This window comes from Herbaspirillum sp. DW155 (assembly GCF_037076565.1).
Classification (GTDB): Bacteria; Pseudomonadota; Gammaproteobacteria; order Burkholderiales; family Burkholderiaceae_D; genus Herbaspirillum.
Map to the genome: position 1 here is coordinate 749,891 of NZ_AP029028.1, position 15,957 is coordinate 765,847.

The 15,957-nt window shown below is 64.3% G+C and carries 13 protein-coding genes; 8 read left to right on the forward strand and 5 right to left on the reverse strand.

The window, feature by feature from the left end:
• Positions 1–68: 68 nt before the first annotated feature.
• The 5 genes from upp to AACH55_RS03460 form a co-directional block, all read right to left on the reverse strand.
• Complete coding sequence (upp, locus tag AACH55_RS03440) at positions 69–716, reverse strand: uracil phosphoribosyltransferase (protein ID WP_008325656.1); 648 nt, start codon at positions 714–716, stop codon at positions 69–71.
• 111 nt (positions 717–827) lie between these two features.
• Positions 828–1,976, reverse strand: coding sequence for an FAD-dependent monooxygenase (locus AACH55_RS03445; protein WP_338718022.1), 1,149 nt, complete (start codon positions 1,974–1,976; stop codon positions 828–830).
• A 107-nt stretch (positions 1,977–2,083) separates the two neighbouring features.
• The gene (gene pepP / locus AACH55_RS03450) at positions 2,084–3,430 is read right to left on the reverse strand and encodes a Xaa-Pro aminopeptidase (RefSeq protein ID WP_338718023.1); all 1,347 of its coding nucleotides are present in this window, start codon (positions 3,428–3,430) and stop codon (positions 2,084–2,086) included.
• A 2-nt stretch (positions 3,431–3,432) separates the two neighbouring features.
• Entirely contained in the window at positions 3,433–4,143 is a 711-nt protein-coding gene (gene murU, locus AACH55_RS03455) for an N-acetylmuramate alpha-1-phosphate uridylyltransferase MurU (RefSeq protein ID WP_338718024.1), read from the reverse strand.
• Between the two features lie 10 nt (positions 4,144–4,153).
• Complete coding sequence (locus AACH55_RS03460; protein ID WP_338718025.1) at positions 4,154–5,185, reverse strand: phosphotransferase; 1,032 nt, start codon at positions 5,183–5,185, stop codon at positions 4,154–4,156.
• 97 nt (positions 5,186–5,282) lie between these two features.
• Between AACH55_RS03460 and AACH55_RS03465 the strand changes: the two genes are divergently transcribed.
• The 8 genes from AACH55_RS03465 to AACH55_RS03500 all read left to right on the forward strand — a co-directional run bounded on the left by AACH55_RS03465 (position 5,283) and on the right by AACH55_RS03500 (position 15,943).
• Positions 5,283–7,565, forward strand: coding sequence for an LPS-assembly protein LptD (locus tag AACH55_RS03465; RefSeq protein ID WP_338718026.1), 2,283 nt, complete (start codon positions 5,283–5,285; stop codon positions 7,563–7,565).
• Between the two features lie 25 nt (positions 7,566–7,590).
• Positions 7,591–9,087 (forward strand): peptidylprolyl isomerase, encoded by a 1,497-nt coding sequence (locus AACH55_RS03470; protein WP_338718027.1) that lies wholly within the window; start codon positions 7,591–7,593, stop codon positions 9,085–9,087.
• A gap of 120 nt (positions 9,088–9,207) precedes the next feature.
• Complete coding sequence (gene pdxA / locus AACH55_RS03475; protein ID WP_338718028.1) at positions 9,208–10,230, forward strand: 4-hydroxythreonine-4-phosphate dehydrogenase PdxA; 1,023 nt, start codon at positions 9,208–9,210, stop codon at positions 10,228–10,230.
• 26 nt (positions 10,231–10,256) lie between these two features.
• On the forward strand, positions 10,257–11,039 hold the full coding sequence (rsmA, locus tag AACH55_RS03480; protein ID WP_338718029.1) for a 16S rRNA (adenine(1518)-N(6)/adenine(1519)-N(6))-dimethyltransferase RsmA: 783 nt from the start codon (positions 10,257–10,259) through the stop codon (positions 11,037–11,039).
• 172 nt (positions 11,040–11,211) lie between these two features.
• The gene (locus AACH55_RS03485; RefSeq protein ID WP_338718031.1) at positions 11,212–11,583 is read left to right on the forward strand and encodes a hypothetical protein; all 372 of its coding nucleotides are present in this window, start codon (positions 11,212–11,214) and stop codon (positions 11,581–11,583) included.
• 184 nt (positions 11,584–11,767) lie between these two features.
• Positions 11,768–12,172 carry a lactoylglutathione lyase gene (gloA, locus tag AACH55_RS03490; protein WP_338718032.1) on the forward strand — a complete coding sequence of 135 codons (405 nt, stop codon included), beginning with the start codon at positions 11,768–11,770 and terminating at the stop codon, positions 12,170–12,172.
• A 159-nt stretch (positions 12,173–12,331) separates the two neighbouring features.
• Positions 12,332–13,615, forward strand: a complete 1,284-nt coding sequence (locus tag AACH55_RS03495) for a chloride channel protein (protein ID WP_338718033.1) — start codon at positions 12,332–12,334, stop codon at positions 13,613–13,615.
• A 204-nt stretch (positions 13,616–13,819) separates the two neighbouring features.
• On the forward strand, positions 13,820–15,943 hold the full coding sequence (locus AACH55_RS03500; RefSeq protein ID WP_338718034.1) for a TonB-dependent receptor: 2,124 nt from the start codon (positions 13,820–13,822) through the stop codon (positions 15,941–15,943).
• Positions 15,944–15,957: the final 14 nt, after the last annotated feature.

Consider the following 15,957-nt stretch of genomic DNA (forward strand, 5'->3'; position numbering starts at 1 on the left):
TGAAAACGGGCTGCGCTGTGATTGCGCAGCCCGTTTTTCTTTGCTTGCGCGCAAGCGGAGCGCGCCGCTTACTTGGTCCCGAAAATACGATCCCCCGCATCGCCCAGCCCAGGCACGATGTAGGCATCCTCATCCAGATGGGAATCCAGGGAAGCGACATAAAGCTTCACATCCGGATGCGCATCAGCGAACACCTGCACGCCTTCCGGGGCCGCCACCAGCGCCACGAAGACGATGTGCGAAGCCGGCACACCACGCTTCTTGAGCGCATCCACGGCATAGACGGCCGAATTGCCGGTCGCCACCATCGGATCGCACAGGATCATGATGCGGTCCTGCAGGTCCGGCAGGCGCACCAGGTATTCCACCGGCTTGTGGTTCTCGTCGCGGTAGACGCCGATATGGCCTACGCGCGCCGAGGGGATCAGTTCCAGCAGGCCATCGCTCATGCCCACGCCCGCGCGCAGCACCGGCACCACGGCCAGCTTCTTGCCGGCGATCACCGGGGCTTCATAGGTCACCAGCGGGGTTTCGATGGTCTCGGTGGTCAGAGGCAGGTCGCGCGTGATTTCATACCCCATCAGCAGCGTGATCTCGCGCAGCAGGTCGCGGAAGGTGCGCGTGGAGGTGCGCTTGTCGCGCATGTGCGAGAGCTTGTGCTGGATCAGCGGGTGGTCGAGGATGAAGAGATTCTTGAAGCGCGGGTCTTGTTTCATGGCAAATGCGTATCTGCGGGGTGGAGCGGCGAGCGCCGCAAGCCCGCATTGTCGCATTTCCTGACGGCCTGCGCGACGGTGCCCGCCTGCGAAATGACAGGAATGTTCACATCACCGGCGGCCGAACATCATCTGTTCGGCCAGCAAGCCGCGTGCAGCGGGCAGCAGGTCGATGGCGCCCAACGACAGTCCCAAGGCGGCTTGCAAGGGCGAACCCTGGGGCGAGCCGGCAAAGATGCGTGCCATCAGGTCGGTCAGCCGGATGGTCAGGCCGCGATCCTGGCCGCGCTGGCGCTCGAAGGTCTGCAAGGCTTCGGGAGAAACTACGCGCGCCAGCACATCGGCCAGCACGCGGGCATCGCGCAGGCCCAGGTTCAGGCCCTGGCCGGCCACCGGGTGCAGGGTTTGCGCGGCGTTGCCGATGGCCACCACGCGCCGGCTCTGGCCGGGACGGGCGTTCAGGCCCAGCGGGAAGGCGTGGCGCGCGCTGATGCGGGTGAAGCGGTCGACCCGTTGGCCGAAAGTGCGCTGCAGGGCTGCAAGAAAAGCCGCATCGTCCAGCGCCAGCAATTCTTCGCCTGTGGCCGGACGTACGCACCACACCAGCGCATAACCGTCGTCTTGAGGCAGCAGAGCCAGCGGACCTTCATCGGTGAAGCGTTCGAAGGCGCGATGGGCGATGACGCCATCGGCCTGCACGTGGGCGATGATGCCCAGCTGCCGGTAATCGCGCTGCAAAGTCTTTTGCTGCTGCTCGCCGAAGACACCGCCCTCGGCCTGGATCACCAGTTGTGCGCGCAGCACACGTCCATCCTTGAGGGTGACAGCGACGTGATCGTCTTCTTCCGCGATGTCTTGCGCTTCGGCCGGGCGCATCAGGTTCAGTCCCAGCGGTGCGATGACCGAGGCCAGGGCGCGGTTGACCTCGCCATAGCGCGCCACGTAGCCCAGCGCGGGCAACTGGTAATCCTTGCGGTCCAGCAGAGTGCGGCCGAAGTGGCCACGGCGCGAGACGTGAATCTGTTCGATGGCGGTGGCGCTGCGGCCGATGTCGTCCCAGGCGCCCAGTTCGTCGAGGATCTGGCGGCTGCCGTAGGACAGGGCGATGGTGCGCGGGTCGGCGGCGGCTTGCTCGGGCGACTTCATGTCGACCAGGGCGATGCGGGCGGCGGGCAATTGGCGCCGGGCCAGCAGGCCGGCCACACTCTGGCCGACCGGGCCGCCGCCGCAGATGATCAGGTCGAAATCGACGGATTCCATGATGCCGGGAGATGCCTTCTACAGAAGATTCAGTAAGGCATCATTGTAGCGGAGCCGCGCCGGCCGGGCTTGATCCGGCGCATGCGCGGCCTGCAGAGGTGAGCGCTTCAGCCCTGGCGCATCAGCGCTTCGATGTCTTCGACCTTGCTGGGCACGCCCGTGGTCAGGAGTTCGCAGCCCGACGGGGTGACGTGGGCGTCGTCCTCGATGCGGATGCCGATGTTCCAGAACTGCTCCGGCACGCCTTCGCCCGGACGCACGTAGATGCCCGGCTCGATGGTCAGCACCATGCCCGGCTGCAGCGTGCGCCAGGGTTTGCTGCCGTCGGCCGTGGCCGGATCGCGGTAGTCGCCCACATCGTGCACGTCCATGCCCAGCCAGTGGCCCGTGCGGTGCATGTAGAACTGGCGGTAGTCGCCTTTCTCGATGACGTCTTCCAGCGAGCCGACCTTGGATTTGTCCAAGAGGCCGGTGTCGAGCATGCCCTGCGCCAGCACCCGTACGGCGGCGTCATGGCCATCCATGAAGCGCTTGCCGGGCGCGGTTTCGGCGACGGCGGCGGCTTGTGCGGCCAGCACGATTTCGTAGAGCGCCTTCTGCGGGCCGCTGAACCTGCCATTGGCGGGGAAGGTGCGGGTGATGTCGGAGGCGTAGCTGTCCAGTTCGCAGCCGGCATCGATCAAGACCAGGTCGCCATCCTTGATCTCGGCATCGCCCGCGCGATAGTGCAGCACGCAGCTGTTGGCACCGGTGGCGACGATGGAGCCATAGGCCGGATATTGCGACCCGTTGCGGCGGAATTCGTGCAGCAGTTCGGCTTCCAGATGATATTCACGCAGGCCGGGACGGCAGATGCGCATGGCGCGGCAATGGGCTTCGGCGGAGATGATGCCGGCGCGCTTCATCACATCGATCTCGTAGGCGTCCTTGAAGAGGCGCATGTCATCCAGCAGCACGCTCACATCGACCACCGCGCCGGGCGCGGACACGCCGCTGCGGGCAAGGGCACGCACGCCCTGCAGCCAGCGCTGCAGCTGGGCATCGCGCTTCTCATCCTGGCCCAGCGCGTAATAAACGGCACGGGCGTCGGAGAGCAGGGCGGGCATGTTCTTGTCCAGTTCCTCGATGGGGTGGGCGGCATCGAGCGCAAAGAGTTGCTGCGCGGCTTGCGGGCCGTGGCGGTAGCCGTCCCAGATCTCGCGTTCCAGGTTCTTGTCGCGGCAGAACAGGATGCTGCGGTTTTCCTTGCCGGCCACCAGCACCAGCACCGCTTCGGGTTCGGTGAAGCCGGTCAGGTAGTAGAAATAGCTGTCATGGCGATACGGATAATCGGCATCGCGGTTGCGCATCACCTCGGGTGCGGTCGGGATGATGGCCACGCCGCCCCCGGCTTGTTGCAGGCTGGCCAACAGGCGCGCGCGGCGGGCGGCGAAGGGGGGGGCGTCGAAGCTCATGGTCAGGTTCCTTGCGGTGGCAGGTTCAGTGCTTCCAGTTGGGCGACGGTACCGACGTTGTGCCAGTCACCCCGATACACATCGCCGCCGATGCGGCCCTGGTCGGCGTAATGGCGCAGCAGCGGCCCCAGTTTGGCATGGCTGCCGGGCGCGATGCCATCGAACATCTCGGGGCGATACACGCCGATGTTGGCGAAGGTCAGCTTGGGCTGGCCCTCGTTGGCGATGGCGAAGTTGTTCAACGCGAAATCACCCTCGGGATGGAAGGGCGGATTCTTGACCAGGTACAGCCAGGCCAGGTCGCGCTTGTCATGCGGCAGCGGATTGCCCCAGGGGTCTTCGTCTTCCAGCACGGTCAGCAGTTCGCTGTAGTCGAAATGCGGGCACCAGATGTCGCCGGAGACCGCTATGAAAGGTTCTTCACCCAGCAGGTGGCGCGCCTGGGCGATACCGCCTGCCGTTTCCAGTGCCGTGGTTTCGGGTGAATAAAAGAGCCTGGCGCCGAAGCGGCTGCCGTCGCCGAGGGTGTCTTCGATCATCTGGCCCAGGTGGGCGTGGTTGATGACGATCTCGGTGATGCCGGCGCGTACCAGTGACAGGATCTGCCAGACGATCAGCGCCCGGCCACGGACCTTCAGGAGCGGCTTGGGGCAGGTATCGGTCAGCGGACGCATGCGCTCGCCGCGCCCGGCTGCGAAGATCATGGCTTTCATGGTCGGCGCCTCAGAAGGTGTAGCCGAACTTGGGCGCGTGTTCCTGTTCCAGCTTTTCGATCAGGCGCACCAGGGGCGTGAAGGCCACGTAGCGGCGCGCGGTCTTGAGGGTGTATTCCATCACCAGCGGCATGTCCTTCAGGTAGCCATCCTTGCCGTCGCGGTGCCACAGGCGGGCGAAGATGCCCAGCACCTTCAGGTGGCGCTGCAGGCCCATCCATTCGAAGTCGCGGTAGAAGGTATCGATGTCGGGCGTGACCGGCAGACCGGCGCGGCGCGCCTTTTCCCAGTAGCGGATGGCCCAGTCCAGCACCATTTCCTCGTCCCACTGGATGTAGGCGTCGCGCAGCAGCGAGACCAGATCGTAGGTGATGGGGCCGTAGACCGCATCCTGGAAGTCGAGAATGCCGGGATTGCCCTTGGGCAGCACCATCAGGTTGCGCGAATGGAAGTCGCGGTGCACGTAGACTTGCGGCTGGGCCAGGTTGTTGGCCAGGATGGCATCGAAGGTCTTGTCCAGCACCGCGTTCTGTTCGGCGCTCAGCGTCACGCCCAGGTGCTTGCCGATGTACCACTCGCGGAACAGCTCCAGCTCGCGCAACAGCAGGGCGCGGTCGTATTCGGGCAGAGCCTCGGGCTTGCTTTGCGCTTGTAAAAGTACCAGGGCCTCGATCGCATCCATGTATAGTGCGTGCGCGCTGTCAGCTGACAGTTGCGACAGGTAGGTGGTCGAACCCAGGTCGGAGAGCAGCAGGAAGCCGCGCTCGGTATCCTGCGCCAATACCTTCGGCACGGTCACCCCGGTCTCGCCGAAGAGGCCGGCCACCTTGACGAAGGGGCGCACGTCTTCCTGCGGGGGCGGGGCGTCCATCACGATGGCGCTGCCGCCATCGGGTGTGTCCACCCGGAAATAGCGGCGGAAGCTGGCGTCGGCCGAGGCCGGGCGCAGGGTGGCGGACAGCACCGGCGTATCGGCCAGGGTGGCCAGCCAGGCTTGCAGTTCGGACAGGCGGAGATCGGGGGTGGAACCAGGTGAAGACATGAACTATCTGAGGAAATCGTTGGACGTGGTTGAGTTCCCATATAATAAGGGATTCAACCCAAAAAATCCGCCTGCACGGTATCTAGCCTCCCTTTTCATGATCCGGTTTTCCAAGTCTTTAACTGAACGTACTGTCAACTGGCGGCTGGCGCGTCTGTTTTCTTCGGCCATGGTGGTGGCATCGGCTTCGGCCTTGTTGCCGCTCTCGGTGCACGCCCAGATGAGCATGCCGGCCGCCACGCCGGCCGCGCCCCCCGTACAGGACCAGGACGCCCCGGTCAACGTCAGTGCCGAGCAGATGACCGGCCGTCCCGACCGCCAGGTCAACCTGGACCGCGATGTGGAACTGGTCAAGGGCGCCACCACCGTCAAGTCCGACAAGGCCGAATACCGCATCATCCAGGATGAAGTCGAGGCCACCGGCCACGTCTGGATGCAGCGGCTGCAGGACCAGTACACCGGCGACCACGCCGAGATGAACATGGGGACCGGCGCCGGCTACGTGACCAGCCCGACTTATCTGCTGGGCAAGAACGGCGGCCGCGGCAAGGCCGAGCGCATCGATTTTCTTTCCGACGACCAGGCCAAGGTGATCCAGGGCACCTACAGTACCTGCGAAGCGCCCGATCCCGACTGGTACCTGCGCGCCAACACCATGGACCTCGATAGCGGCCGTGACGTCGGCACCATGCATGATGGCCTGCTCTATTTCAAGGACGTCCCCATTCTGGGATCGCCCTGGATGTCCTTCCCGCTGTCGGGGGAGCGCAAATCGGGTGTGCTGCCGCCCACCATCGGCATGACCAGTACCGGCGGTGTCGAGCTTTCGGTACCGTATTACTTCAATCTGGCACCCAACTATGACCTGACCCTGGCGCCCAAGTACATCGCGCGCCGTGGCCTGCAACTGGGCGCCGAAACCCGTTACATGGGTGATAGCTACAGCGGGACCACCACCGTTGAAGGCATTCAGGACCGGGTGACCGGCACCGGCCGTTATTCGCTGTCCTCGAACCATACGCAGTCCCTGGCCCCCGGCCTGATGCTGAAGTGGAACCTGAACAAGGCTTCCGACAACGACTATCCGGCGGACTTCTCGCATTCGGTCGTCAGCAGTACGCAACGCCTGCTGCCGCGTGAGGTCAGCCTCAGCTACAGCAGCACCTACTGGAGCGTGACCGGACTGGTGTCCAAGTATCAGCTGCTGCAGGATGTCAATGCCCCCATTGGCAAGCCCTATGACCGTGTGCCGCAGATTACCTTCAACGGCAACCGCTATGACGTAGGCGGCTTCGACTTCAGCACCGTCGCCGACTTCACCCGCTTCTCCAGCGGCGACCTGGTCGGCGGCGACCGCGCCTACATCACGCAGACGGTCTCGTATCCCATCATTCGCCCGGGCTATTTCTTCACGCCCAAGGTGATCCTGGATGCCACCAGCTACAACCTGAACAACGTCTCGGCCGGCCAGCCGACCAATCTGACGCGGACTTTGCCGACCTTGTCGCTGGATTCCGGCCTGATCTTCGAGCGCGACTCCAACCTGCTCGGCCGCAATATGACCCAGACGCTGGAGCCGCGCCTGTTCTACGTGCGCACGCCTTATCGCGACCAGTCGCAGTATCCGGTCTTCGATTCCGGCCTGGCCGACTTCAACTTTGCACAGATCTTCACGGAAAACCGCTTTTCCGGCCATGACCGCATCAGCGACGCCAACCAGCTGACTGCTGCCGTGACCTCGCGCCTGATCGAGGAAAACGGCCTGGAACGCCTGCGCGCGGCCATCGGTCAGCGCTACTACTTCGCCGATCCCAAGGTCGGCATCAGCGGCACCACGACTACCACCCTGGGCAGCAAGTCCGATCTGCTGCTGGCGCTGGGCGGCCAGTTCACCCAGCAGTTTTCCACCGACAACACGGTGCAGTACAGCGAGACGCTGCGCCAGATGGTGCGCTCCACCTTCGGCATCCGCTGGCAGCCCGCGCCCAAGCGCGTGCTGAACCTGCAATACCGTCTGGACCGTACTTACATCAATCCCTATACCGGCTTGCTCGATCCGCTCAAGCAGGTCGACGTCTCGGGCCAGTGGCCGATTACCCAGCGCATCTACGCCGTGGGCCGCGTGAACTACTCGCTCCCCGACCGCACCGTGGCCGAAGGCCTGGCCGGCTTCGAATACAAGGCTGACTGCTGGGTCTTCCGGGTGGTGGCGCAGCGCATCCCGACCTCCTCGACCAAGGCCTCGACGGGCTTCTTCATCCAGCTCGAACTCAATGGTCTGTCCAAGATCGGTTCCAACCCGATGGATGCCATCAAGAGCAGCGTGCCCGGTTACCAGAACGTGAACCTGCCGGATACCATGCCCGGCAATAACTTCTAACTTTTTTCGAACCAACGACTAGTCCATGCGTAATATGCGTACTCCACTCCTCGCAACAACCAAAACAGTGACCGCGCTGCTGTGCATGCTGGGCGTGATCAGCAATGCGCATGCGCAGTTCGCCACCACCATCATTCCGGTGACGCCGCCGGAGAGCGCTGGCAGCACCCAGCCGGCACCGGCCAAGGGCGCCTCCAAAGCTGCCGCCAAGCCGGCCGCCGCCAGCAAGCCTGCCGCGCCGGTGGCCGCGCCCGCTGCGCCGGCCAGGGCCAGCGCCCGTATCGAGCCGCAGCCGGTGGATTCCATCCTGGTCGTGGTCAACAACGAAGTCATCACCCGCCAGGAAGTGGCCGAGCGTCTGGCCAGCGTGGAAAAGCGCATGGCCGCGCAAAACGTGCAATTGCCGCCGCGCGCGCAGCTGGTGCGCCAGCTGGTCGAGCGCATGATCGTCGAACGCGCCCAGGCGCAGATGGCCAAGGAAAACGGTATCGTCGTCGATGACGCCATGCTGGATCGCGCCATGCAGCGTATCGCCGAGCAGAACAAGCTGTCCGTTCCTGAATTCCGCACCCGCCTGGAAGCAGAAGGCATGAACTACGCCAGCTTCCGCGAAGAGATCCGCCGCGAAATCCTGAGCCAGCGCCTGCGCGAGCGTGAGGTGGACAACAAGGTGGTGGTCACCGAATCCGAAATCGACAACTATCTCGCCGCCGAAGCCAACGCCGGTGGCCAGCGCCAGGAACTGGACATCGCCCAGATCCTGATCCGCGTGCCCGAGAACGCCAGCCCCGAACAGCTGGCGGCACGCCGTGAACGCGCCGAGGACGTGCTGCGGCAGTTGAAGACCGGGGCCGACTTCGCCAAGACGGCCGCGGCTTACTCCGATTCTTCCGATGCGCTGTCCGGCGGCGACCTCGGCTGGCGTGCGGCCGACCGCCTGCCGCAACTGTTCCTGGATGGCGTGGCCAAGCTGCAGGAGGGCCAGGTCAGCGGCCTGCTCAAGAGCGGAAATGGCTTCCACATCCTCAAGCTGGTCGGCCGTCGTGCCGCCGGTGGCAGCCAGGCCGCCGCGCCGGCCGTGCAGCAGACCCACGTGCGCCACATCCTCATCAAGGTCAACCAGGTGGTCACCGCTGCCGAAGCCAAGCGCAAGCTGACCGAACTGAAGGAGCGTCTGGATCACGGTTCGGCCACCTTCGAAGAGCTGGCCAAGCTGTATTCCAATGACCTGTCGGCGTCCAAGGGCGGCGATCTCGGCTGGATCTATCCGGGCGATACCGTGCCGGAGTTCGAGCGTGCCATGGACCAGTTGAAGCCGGGTGAAGTCAGCCAGCCCATCGAGACCCCGTTCGGCTACCACCTGATCCAGGTGGTCGAGCGCAAGACCGACGATGCTTCCAAGGAGCGCACCCGCCAGGCCGCGCGTCAGGCCATCCGCGAGCGCAAGATCGAGGAAGCCACCGAAGACTGGATGCGCCAGATCCGTGACCGCGCCTACGTCGAGTACCGCAACGACGATTGAGCGCCGATCCGCAGGGGAGGCCAGCGTGGCTCCCCGTTGTGCGCAAGAGGCCGGCCTTGTCGCCGGCTCTTGCATTTTTGAAGCCCGTACCGGCCCGCATGGGCCATGACTGAAGACGCCATGAACCGACCCATCCTCGCGCTGACCTGTGGCGAACCGGCAGGCATCGGCCCTGAAATCTCCCTGCGTGCCGCCTGGGAGCTGCGTCACGAAGCGCGCTGCATCCTGCTGGGCGACGCCGCCCTGCTGGCGCAGACGGCCTACGAGATCGATCCGCAGATGCGCGTCGCGGCCCTGTCCATCCAGGCCTGGCGCAACAGTGGCCTGCCGCATTTTCCGGTCGATTGCCTCACCGTCATCGATTGCCCGGTAGCAGAACCGGTGCGCCCGGGTGTGCTGGATGCCCGCAATGGACGCGCCGTACTGCAGACGCTGGACCTGGCGGTACAGGGCGCGCGCTCCGGGGCCTTCGCCGCCATCGTCACCGCGCCCCTGCAGAAGAGCACCATCAACGATGCCGGCGTGGCCTTCACCGGTCATACCGAATACCTGGCCGAGGTCACCGGCACCCCGCAAGTGGTGATGATGCTGGCTGGCGGCCAGGCACCGCACCTGCGCGTAGCCCTGGCGACCACGCACCTGGCCTTGAAGGATGTCCCGGCTGCCATCACGGCCGAAAGCCTGGCGCGCACGCTCGACATCCTGCAAGCCGACCTGCGCGGCAAGTTCGGCATCGCCCATCCGCGCATCCTCGTGACCGGCCTCAATCCCCATGCCGGTGAGAACGGCTATCTCGGCCGGGAAGAAATCGAGGTCATCACGCCCGCCCTCGAAGCCGCCCGTGCGCGCGGCATCGATGCGCGCGGTCCGTATCCGGCCGACACCCTGTTCCAGCCCAAATACCTGGAAGAGGCCGACTGCGTACTGGCGATGTATCACGACCAGGGCTTGCCGGTCCTCAAATTCGCCAGCTTCGGCCACGGCATCAACATCACCCTGGGCCTGCCCCTGATCCGCACGTCGGTTGACCACGGCACGGCACTGGACCTGGCCGCCGCCGGCCTGGGCCAGGCCGACCATGGCAGCATGTGCGCGGCCATCCGCGCCGCTGCCGACATGGCACGCCGCCAGGCCGCTGCCTGAACTTGCAAGAACCCACTGGAACCACCATGAAACACATCCCGCGCAAACGCTTCGGCCAGAACTTCCTCACCGACGACGTGGTGCTGCACGACATCATCCGCGCCATCGCGCCCGCCGCCGATGACGCCATGGTCGAGATCGGCCCCGGCCTGGCGGCAATGACCGCGCTGCTGCTGGAAGAACTGCGCCACCTGCATGTGGTGGAGCTGGATCGCGATCTGGTCGAACGCCTCAAGAAGCGCTTCGACGCTGCCCGCCTGACCGTCCATTCGGCCGATGCCCTCAAGTTCGATTTCGCCAGCATTCCTGTGCCGGCAGGGCGCAAGCTGCGCGTGGTCGGCAACCTGCCTTACAACATTTCCAGCCCCTTGTTGTTCCACCTGGCCGAGATCGCCCCGCACGTCCAGGACCAGCACTTCATGCTGCAAAAGGAAGTAGTCGAGCGCATGGTGGCCGAGCCGGGCGGCAAAGCCTATGGCCGCCTGTCGGTGATGCTGCAGTGGCGCTATCACATGGAATTGCTGTTTGTGGTGCCGCCCACCGCCTTCGACCCGCCGCCCCAGGTCGATTCGGCCATCGTGCGCATGATCCCGCTGGCGCAGCCCATGGCTTGCCAACAAGCCCTGCTGGAACAGGTCGTCACCAAGGCCTTCTCCCAGCGCCGCAAGGTCATCCGCAATTGCGTCGCCGGCCTGTTTACCGAGGAGGAATTGCGTCAGGCCGGCGTGGATCCCCAGGCACGTCCGGAAGCGGTGCCGGTCGAGCAGTTCGTGGCCCTGGCCAATCTGCTGGCGGCACGCCAGGCGTGAGCCGGGCTGGCCCCGCTGGCCAGGCGCACGACGGCTGTTGCACTTTATTACAGCCGCGCCGCGAGCCGTAAGAACTGTAACGAAGTTTCATATTCAGTCGTTTAAAGCTGAACCTGTCTTATATTGGAATCGTGCCGCGACAGATCGCGGACTTCTTTGACAGGAGCCAATCATGGCCAGCAAAAAAATCGCATCGGTATTGATCGCCACTACTCTTCTGGCTTCGGCCGCCGTCGTCAGCACGCCTGCGATGGCACATGACCGGGGCGGTGACGGAGTGGCCATCGCTGCCGGCATCATCGGCGCCGTCGCCATCGGATCGCTGATCGCCAACTCCACGCCTGCCCCGGTCTACCAGGCCCCGCCGCAGCAGGTTTATTACCAGGCCCCCCAGCCCGTGTATTACCAGCCGCCCCAGCAGGTGGTCTATGAGCAGCCGCATTACTACGCCCCGCCGCCGCGTCCGGTGCGCTATGTGGAGCGCACGGAAGTGCGTACCTATCGCTACGACGACCGTCCTGATTATTATTACTACAGTCGTTGATGCCCGCGGTGCTGCAGGCAGGACATCCACGGCACAAGCCATCTTGAGGGAAACGGGCAACCAGCAGGTCGCCCGTTTTTTTGGGTGAGCCGGCCAGGAGCCATCGGCTGGCGCTCGGCGAGCGGCGGGCAAATCAGCGATAATGGCGGCTTGCTTCACGTTAGCCAAGAAAAGGAGTCGCCAAGTGAGAATGTTGCATACGATGCTGCGCGTGGGAAATCTGGACCGGTCCATCGATTTCTATACCCAGGTGCTGGGCATGACACTGTTGCGCAGGAATGACTACCCCGAGGGCAAGTTCACCCTGGCCTTCGTCGGCTACGGCGATGAACGCGATCACACCGTGCTGGAACTGACCCACAACTGGGATACCGGGTCCTATGACCTGGGCAATGGCTACGGCCACATCGCCATCGAGGTCGAGGATGCCTACGCTGCCTGCGAGGCGGTCAAGGCCAAGGGCGGCACGGTGACCCGCGAAGCCGGTCCGATGAAGCACGGCAAGACCGTGATTGCCTTCGTCACCGACCCGGATGGCTACAAGATCGAGTTCATCCAGAAGAAGGAACAGTACAACGCCGCCGACTGAGGCGCGTTGCCGTCAGCCTGCCAGCCCGCTCGTGCGGGCTTTTTTCATGGTGCCGGTGCGCTGCGGGATGGATGCCGCGACCGCCATGTCCAGCGGATACGCAACAGCATCTCCACCTGCATTAACCTCGCATCAACAGAACAACAACAGGAACGCCAATTGAGTCTCTACCAACTTTCCAAAAGTCATCTGCGCCGCCTGTGGGTTGAATACGGCATTCTCTGGAGCGGTGCCATCATCGTCGGCCTGGTCGCGGTGCTCTATGCCCAGGCCATCGAAATCGGCTTCGGCGTCTTTCGCAACATCGAGCACAAGGCGCCCTGGCTGCCTCTGCTGCTGACTCCCGCCGTCTGCGCCGCCTGCGTGTGGATCACGCGCCGCTATTTCCCCGGTTCGGAAGGCAGCGGCATTCCGCAGGCCATCGCCACCCTGCATGGCGACACGGCCGAGCGGGGCAGCGTACTGCTTTCCATGCGCGTGCTGGTGGGCAAGATCGTGCTGTCGGTGGTGGCCATCGCGGGCGGCATGACCATCGGCCGTGAAGGACCGACGGTGCAGATCGGTGCGGCCATCATGTACAACCTGCGCCGGCTGTATCCATCCGGATACGAGCACATGGAGCGCCGCCTGATCCTGGCCGGCGCTGCCGCCGGTCTGTCGGCAGCCTTCAACACGCCTCTTGCGGGCATCGTGTTCGCCATCGAAGAACTCTCGCGCAGCTTCGAGCAGCGGGCCAGCGGCGTGGTCATCACCACCATCATCTTTGCCGGCCTGGTGGCCTTGTCGATCAACGGCAACTACACCTATTTCGGCTCGATCAGCTTCCCCGGAGAAACCAGCGGCCGCCTGATCCTGGCCGTGGTCGTCACCGCCGTGCTCATGGGCGTGGCAGGCGGACTCTTCTGCTGGCTCATCCTCAATCCCACGCGCTGGATTCCTGCCAACATCCTGAGCTTGCGTGCCGAACGTCCGGTGGCGTTTGCGGCCCTGTGCGGCTTCATCGTCGCGGTCATCGGCGTGGCGGCCGGTGGCGCCACCTTCGGCAGCGGCTACGAGCAGGCTCATGGCTTGCTCAATGATGGTCAGGGATTGTCGGTGTTCTATCCCTTCCTCAAGTTCGCCTCCATGATCGGCTCCTACCTGCCGGGCCTGCCGGGCGGCATCTTCGCGCCCTCGCTGTCCATTGGCGCCGGCTTCGGCAACCTGCTGCACCTGCTCTTCGGCGGTACCTCGCTGCCCATGCTGGTGGCGCTGGCGATGGTGGGCTACCTGGCCGCAGTCACGCAGTCACCCATCACCGCCTTCGTGATCGTGATGGAAATGGTCGATGGCCATGCGCTGGTGATTTCGCTGATGGCCACGGCCGTGATCGCCTCGGCCGTCTCGAAGGTGTTCGCACCGCCCTTGTACGAAACCCTGGCTGAGCGCTACCTCAAGCACTGATACTGCAAAACGTCGGTGGTCTGCGTCAATTTGACGCAGCCGCCGACATCCGCTCCCCTGGCGCATGCGCGCCGTCTTCGTCATATTGTCGTGTCGCACGCGACAATATGTCGCACTCCCCTGACGTTCTGCTTGTCCATAATCGCTCGCACTGCCTGCATCCCATGACGGGCAACCCGATAACGACAATCCCAGGGGAATTCCATGCAACTCACACCTTGCGCCTGCGCCCTCGCGCTGGCCTTCATTCCTTGCGGCCCTGCATTGGCCCAGACCACGACCGCGCCAGACAGCTCCGCATTGCCGACGGTCACCGTGCACGGCGATAAAGCCGCTCCCGCCAGCCCGCTCAACGCCGACAGCGCGGTGCTGCTCAATGACCAGCCCGGTTATGCCAGCGCCGCTGCCGGTGGGGTCTCGGCACTGCCGGTCTTGAATGGTTTTGCCGCTGACCGCCTCAAGATCCGTCTGGATGGCATGGAGGTCACCGCCGCCTGTGGCAACCAGATGAATGCACCCATGTCCTACATGCCGCCTGCCCAGGTCGGCATGACCCGCGTGATCGCCGGTCTCACGCCGGTCAGCGTGGGAGGCGACAGCATCGGCGGCAGCATCGACCTGAGTTCGCCCGCTCCGCGCTTTGCCACGCAGCCGGGCGCCTTGCTGACCGAGGGTGGTTTTTCGGTGTCGGCGCGCAGCGTCAATTCGGAAGTGTCAGCCTCGGTCCAGGCCACGGTGGCCAGCGACAGCCTGTCGGTGCACTACGTGGGGAGCCAGTCGCGCGCCGAGAGCTACGTCAACGGCGCAGGGCAGAAGGTGCAGGGCAGCCAGTTCGAGAGCAACAATCACGCGATCACGGTGGCGGCGCGCGGTGACGCACAGCAAGTGGTGTTCAAGGCCGGCCAGCAGTTCATCCCCTACCAGGGCTTTCCAAACCAGTACATGGACATGACCGGCAACCGCTCCACCTTCGCCAACCTGGGCTACGAGCGTCGCTTCGACTGGGGTCAGCTGCTGGGCCGCGTGTACTGGCAGCGCACCGAGCATGAGATGGGATTCTTCAGCGCCGAACGCACCGGCACCATGCCCATGCAGACGCGCGGGCGCGACCTCGGCTACACGCTGCGCGCCGATATCGATCTGGCTCCGGAGGGTAGTAGCGTGGTGCGCGTGGGCAACGAATACCACAGCTTCCATCTCGATGACGAGTGGCCCGCCGTGCCGGGCTCGATGATGATGGGCCCGCGCACCTATGTGAACATCAATGACGGAAAACGCGATCGCTTCGCCCTCTTCGCCGAATGGGAACGCCGATGGAATGAACGTTGGAGCACGATCGTGGGTGTGCGCGACGAACTGGTCAAGACCGATGCCGGCGACGTGCAATCCTATGGCACCAACATGATGAACATGGCCGACCTGGTGGCCGCCAATGCCTTCAATGCACGCGGCCATGCGCAGACCGACAACAACGTCGACCTCACCGCGCTGGCCCGCTTCACGCCCGATGCCGGCCAGAGCTGGGAATTCGGCTACGCCCGCAAGACCCGTTCGCCCAATCTCTACGAGCGCTACACCTGGGGCCGGGGCACCATGGCCATGACCATGACCAACTGGTTCGGCGATGGCAACGGCTACGTCGGCAACATCGACCTCAAGCCCGAAGTGGCGCACACGCTCTCGGCCACGGCCGACTGGCATGGCCAGGAGAAGGAAGGAAACGAGCCGAACTGGTTCTTCAAACTGACCCCCTACTTCAGCTACGTCGAGAACTACATCGATGCCGACGTCATCGGCAGTTTCCATCCCTATGGCGTCAGCACGGCCTCGGGTGCGCTGCTGCAGTTCGCCAATCACGATGCCCGTTTGTATGGCATCAACGCCTCATGGAAATGGCCGCTGTGGCGCGCTGCCGCCCTCGGGGATATCGCCTTCACCGGCAAGGCCGGCGTGACGCGCGGCAAGCGCGTCGATGGCGGCAACCTGTATCACATGATGCCCTTCAATGTGCTGGCGGCGCTGGAGCAGAAGCAGGGCGCCTGGAGCAACCGCGCCGAAGTCAGTTACGTCGCCCGCAAGACCCTGGTGGACAGCAACCGCCTGGAGCCCGTCACTGCCAGCTATACCGTCTTCAACCTGCGCAGCAGCTATCGTTTCAATGCAGCCATCAGCGTGAGTGCAGGTATCAGCAACCTGTTCAATCGCAACTATGCCGATGCGTTGGGCGGCGTCTATCTGTCCGGATTGGCCCAGACCAGGAGCGGCAGCCTGCAAGCCTTGCCAGGCTATGGACGTTCGCTGGATGTGGGGGTGAACGTGAGCTTCTGACCAGGATCGCGCAG